3 protein-coding genes are annotated in these 5,325 nt (G+C 42.7%); all 3 read left to right on the forward strand.

Translation table 11 applies throughout. The features are described from left to right. Positions 1 to 858, forward strand: an 858-nt coding sequence (locus tag AC1DWN_RS27265; RefSeq protein ID WP_477562028.1) for a DUF3502 domain-containing protein, incomplete at its 5' end; no start/stop codon positions are given. A gap of 76 nt (positions 859 to 934) precedes the next feature. Then, the gene (locus AC1DWN_RS27270; protein WP_477562029.1) at positions 935 to 3,028 is read left to right on the forward strand and encodes a DUF5054 domain-containing protein; all 2,094 of its coding nucleotides are present in this window, start codon (positions 935 to 937) and stop codon (positions 3,026 to 3,028) included. A 107-nt stretch (positions 3,029 to 3,135) separates the two neighbouring features. Continuing rightward, the gene (locus AC1DWN_RS27275; RefSeq protein ID WP_477562030.1) at positions 3,136 to 5,322 is read left to right on the forward strand and encodes an alpha-galactosidase; all 2,187 of its coding nucleotides are present in this window, start codon (positions 3,136 to 3,138) and stop codon (positions 5,320 to 5,322) included. The last annotated feature ends 3 nt before the right edge of the window (positions 5,323 to 5,325 follow it).

Consider the following 5,325-nt stretch of genomic DNA (forward strand, 5'->3'; position numbering starts at 1 on the left):
GGACTAGGCCGTGAATACATGCCTAGCTATTATGCAAACGGTGACCTATTCAATAGCTTCTTCTATATTGATGCTGCGAAACAGCCATTAACGTTCGAAAATCTTTATGAATCCGAAGCATTCAATAATTTAGTTAATAAGGCACGTGAATGGTATAACAAGGGCTACACTCCGAAAGATCATGCTACAATGAATGAAGATTTTGGTAAAGGAAAAACTGGTGCCGTAGCATCGAATTTATTCCGTCCTTCAGAGTCAATCGATGGTTTAGTGGCGAATATACCTGGAGGAGAAATTGAATTTGTTCAATTCAACGCGGATCAACCGAAATATATTTTCAGCTCTGTAGATAATTTATTAGCAGTATTTGCGACGAGCAAGCATCCGAAAGAGGCTGTTCAATTCGTAAACTGGTTCCATAGCAATGAAGAAAACTATAATTTGATGTCGCTTGGTGTTGAAGGCATCAACTATAAGGTAGATGGCAATAGCGCTTCTTACGATGGCATTGCCGCTGACAAGCAATACATGCCGATCAGTTGGGCTTGGACAGATATGAGATTTGCTAAGTTCAGTAAAAGCCTTGATCCAGCACAATTGGAGCGTATGAAAAACTGGGATAACGATGCGATAAAAACTGATTTGATCGGGTTCAGTGTAGATTCCGAGCCAGTGAAGAGTGAATTGGCTAAAATAAGTGCGATTGTTATCGAGTACCAGAAACCATTGTATAGTGGTCTTGTGGAATACTCATCTGTTAAAGAGAAAATGCTTAAACGATTAAAGGATGCTGGAATTGATAAGGTTCTTGCAGAATATCAAAGCCAACTGGATGCGTACTTGGCTGAACAGAAATAAATGAAATGAATATGACCCGAGTCTGATTTTCCGGACTCGGGCTCAATAATATATAGGCAGAAAGGCAGATGATTTTATGACTACAATTAAAAAAGTACATGTTATTTTTAAAACACATTTGGATATTGGCTTTACCGATCTTGCAGCTAATGTTGTTGACCAATATATGACCACGTTTATTCCGCAAGCGTTATCATTGTCTGAACGTATGACAGGCGATGACGGACGTTCAAAATTTATTTGGACAGTTGGATCTTGGTTAATTGAAGAATATTTACAAAACGCACCTGAGGAGCAACGTATCCAAATGGAGCAGGCGATTAGTAGAGGTGATATTGCTTGGCATGGTCTTCCTTTTACAACACATACAGAATTAATGGATAAAACATTACTGGAATATGGCTTGTCGATTTCTCAGAAGCTGGATCAACGATTCGGGAGAAGTACGATTGCTGCAAAAATGACCGATGTTCCAGGACATACGATCGGCATCGTACCATTATTAGCTAGTTATGGTATTCGCTATTTGCATATCGGCGTAAATCSAGCAAGTAAAGCTCCAAGTGTCCCACAAGTGTTTGTTTGGAAGGCAGATGATGGCTCCGAACTGATCGTCAACTATGCGGATGATTATGGCCAAGCTTTAGAAGTGGATGGATTTGAAGATGTCCTTTATTTTGCCCATACCGGCGATAATAATGGTCCTTCTTCATTAGAAGATATAGAGTCGCTGTACAAACAATTACAAGCGAAATACCCGGATGCGGAAATAGTTGCATCAACACTGGATGCCTTCGCTGAAAAGCTGCTGGAATTTAAGCATGTACTTCCAGTTGTTAGCGAAGAAATAGGTGATTCGTGGATTCAGGGCGTAGCTACCGATCCGTTGAAAGTGGCACGCTACCGGGAATTACTTCGTTTAAGGGACAAATGGGTTGCTTCAGGTTCTCTAGATCCTAATAGTGCAAGCTATGCTAAGTTTTGTAATCGTCTTCTGTTAATTACAGAGCATACTTGGGGAATGGATGAAAAATTATATTTGGCGGATTATGTAAATTATTCTGCAACAGATTTCAAGGCGGCAAGAGCAAAGAATAAGATTACGGATGATATAGTCAATCAAGATCAATATTATCATACGTTTAATCGCCTTGGTGTACAAGATCGCAGTTATGAGCGCTTTGAAAGCTCATGGGCCGAGCAACGCGCATATCTAGATCAGGCTATATCAGCAATAAGTTCGGAATTGCAACTTGAAGCACAGCAAGTATTAGACAGTTTGAGTGTTGTCCATTCAGATCGTTCCAAGGAAGTTGGAAACATAGAACAACTTGAAATGAACCGTAGCTATACTTTAGGGCAATTTCGAGTTAGCTTCGCTTCGGACGGTTCTATTGATCAATTGGTTGATCGTAATGGGAAAGTATGGGCAAACGATGAAAATAGATTGGCTGCTTACCGTTATGAAACGTTCAGTCATGAAAACTATGAACGTTATATTAAAGAATATACGATCAACATGAAAAAGAATTATATTTGGGCGTTCCCGGATCAGGCGAAGCCAGGAATGGAATATGCTGAGCCTACACCGGAGCATAAGCTGTATAGCCCAATTGTAAGAAATCTTCAATTGGAAAGACAAGCAGACGTTGACATGGTATGGGTTCGATTAGAAATGCCTACCGATGCTAGCGAGAATTATGGCGCACCCCAGCAGCTCGAGATCGTATACACATTCCATCATAACGATTGTAGCATCGATATCGAATTGAATTGGATCAATAAATCGGCATGCCGATTGCCGGAAGCAAGCTGGTTCTCATTTGTCCCTAGTGTTGACAGTCCGAATCAATGGACGATGGACAAACTAGGTACACGAATTTCACCGTTAGCAGTTGTCAAAAACGGTAATCGCAATATGCATGCAGTCAATTCTGGACTTTATTATGATGGTGCAGATGGAAAGATCGTCATTGAAACATTGGATGCGCCTGTCGTATGCCCGGGTGAAAGACGATTACTGCAATTCGATAATACGTTTGCTCCACTTGCTGGAGGTTTTCATTTTAATTTGCACAATAACGCTTGGGGCACGAACTTTCCGATGTGGTTCGAGGATGATATGAAGTTCCGATTCCGTTTGACATTACAATCGAATCGGATGAACTAGAGTCAAACCGGCTGATATTAAGTCTTTCTTGAGCAAGTACAACATGCTTCATAAATCGGCATACTACATTATTCTATTTTATAACACACATTACGGAGGTACCTTTTATGAGCATTTCATATGATCCATCGACTCGAGTATTTAACCTGCAAGCTAATCAAACAAGCTATATGATGAAAATTTTGGATGACGGTTACCTTGCGCACATTTATTGGGGACGTAAGCTTCGCATCCGGGCGCAAGAGCTTCGCTATTTCGATCATCCATCGTTCAGTCCAACGCCAGAAGGATCGGCTGGAGGATTTACACTAGATATGACGCCTGTTGAATATCCTGCATATGGAAATGGCGATCTTCGTGTGCCAGCCTATCAAGTTCAATTGGAAAACGGATCGACAATTAGTGATTTGCGCTATGAATCCCATACAATTACGCCAGGTAAGCCACGTCTTGACGGTCTCCCTGCAACTTATACAGAAACGGACAATGAAGCAGAGACGCTTGAAATTACACTTCGTGATGCAGTAACAGGCTTGAAGGTGATGCTGTCTTATACCGCATTTGCGCAATATGATGCGATTGCACGTTCTGTTCGATTTGTGAATGAAGGTCAAGCACCATTGAAGCTGCTTCGAGTGCTTAGTGCTAGCGTTGATATGCCACATGATCGCATGGATATGCTTGACTTGACAGGCGCATGGTCACGTGAACGACATATTCAAGTAAGGCCGTTGATGAAGGGCATGCAGTCCATTGAGAGCCGCCGCGGCTCCAGCTCGCATCAGCATAATCCATTTATGGCGCTACTTTCAAAGGATGCGACAGAGGATCACGGGGATGTATATGGATTCAATTTAGTTTATAGCGGTAATTTCATCGCTCAAGCTGAGGTGGATCAGTTTAACAGTACGCGTGTATCGATTGGGATTAACTCCTTCGATTTTAGTTGGCATCTTGAACCTGGTGAAGCTTTCCAAACGCCAGAAGCGATACTTGTTTACTCGGATAAAGGACTTGGCAGCATGTCGCGTACGTATCATAAATTGTACCGTTCGCGCATTTGTCGCGGAGTGTTCCGAGATGAGCCACGCCCTGTTCTCGTAAATAATTGGGAAGCGACGTATTTCGATTTTACTGCCGAGAAGATTGAATCGATTGCTGAAGTAGGTAAAGAGCTTGGTATCGAGCTGTTTGTACTCGATGATGGTTGGTTCGGAAAGCGCAATGATGACAAGAGCTCATTAGGAGATTGGTTTGTCAATCGTGAGAAGCTACCGAATGGTCTCGAGGATTTGGTTGAGCGTGTGCGTAAGCTTGATATGCAATTTGGTATATGGTTCGAGCCGGAGATGATTTCTCCTGACAGCGACTTGTATCGTAGCCATCCCGATTGGTGTCTGCATGTACCAGAGCGCGGGCGATCACTTGGCCGCAACCAACTTATTCTTGATTTTTCACGCCAGGATGTGTGTGATGCGATTATTGAGAGGCTATCGGGCATTTTAAATGGTGCGCCGATTTCATACGTAAAGTGGGATATGAATCGTAATATGTCAGAGATTGGATCAGCGTTACTGCCTCCGCATCGTCAACGGGAAACAGCTCATCGTTACATGCTAGGTCTATACTATGTACTAGAAGAAATTACAACGAAGTTTCCGAAAGTTCTATTTGAAAGCTGTTCTGGTGGTGGCGGTCGCTTTGATCCAGGAATGCTCTATTATATGCCACAAACGTGGACAAGCGATAATACGGATGCAGTAGAACGCTTGAAAATTCAGTACGGAACAAGCATCGTTTATCCAATTAGTGCGATGGGGGCACATATATCGGCGGCGCCGAACCATCAAGTAGGGCGGTTAACTTCACTTAAGACACGTGGCGATATCGCGATGTCCGGTAATTTTGGCTATGAGTTAGATCTATCTAAGTTCACTGATGAAGAGAAAGAGCTTGCTAAGCAGCAGGTTGCCTTGTATAAGGAAATTCGTCCGTTAGTTCAATTCGGCGATTATTACCGTTTGCTGAATCCGTTCGCAGGCAATGAGGCTGCATGGATGTTCGTAAGCGAAGATAAGAGTGAGGCGCTTGTAGTATATAGCCGCGTCCTGGCAGTTCCGTTCGCGCCATTTGATTCTTTACACTTAAAGGGATTAGATGCAGATGTAGATTATGTTGTGGTAGAAACCGGGCAGCAGCTTGGCGGTGACGAGCTGATGTATAACGGCATTCACATCCCAAGTCTTACAGGAGATTTCCAAAGCTGGTTGTTTAGACTAAAGCGTGTGGATTAAGGC

It is taken from the genome of Paenibacillus sp. P4_A7, from assembly GCF_056402455.1.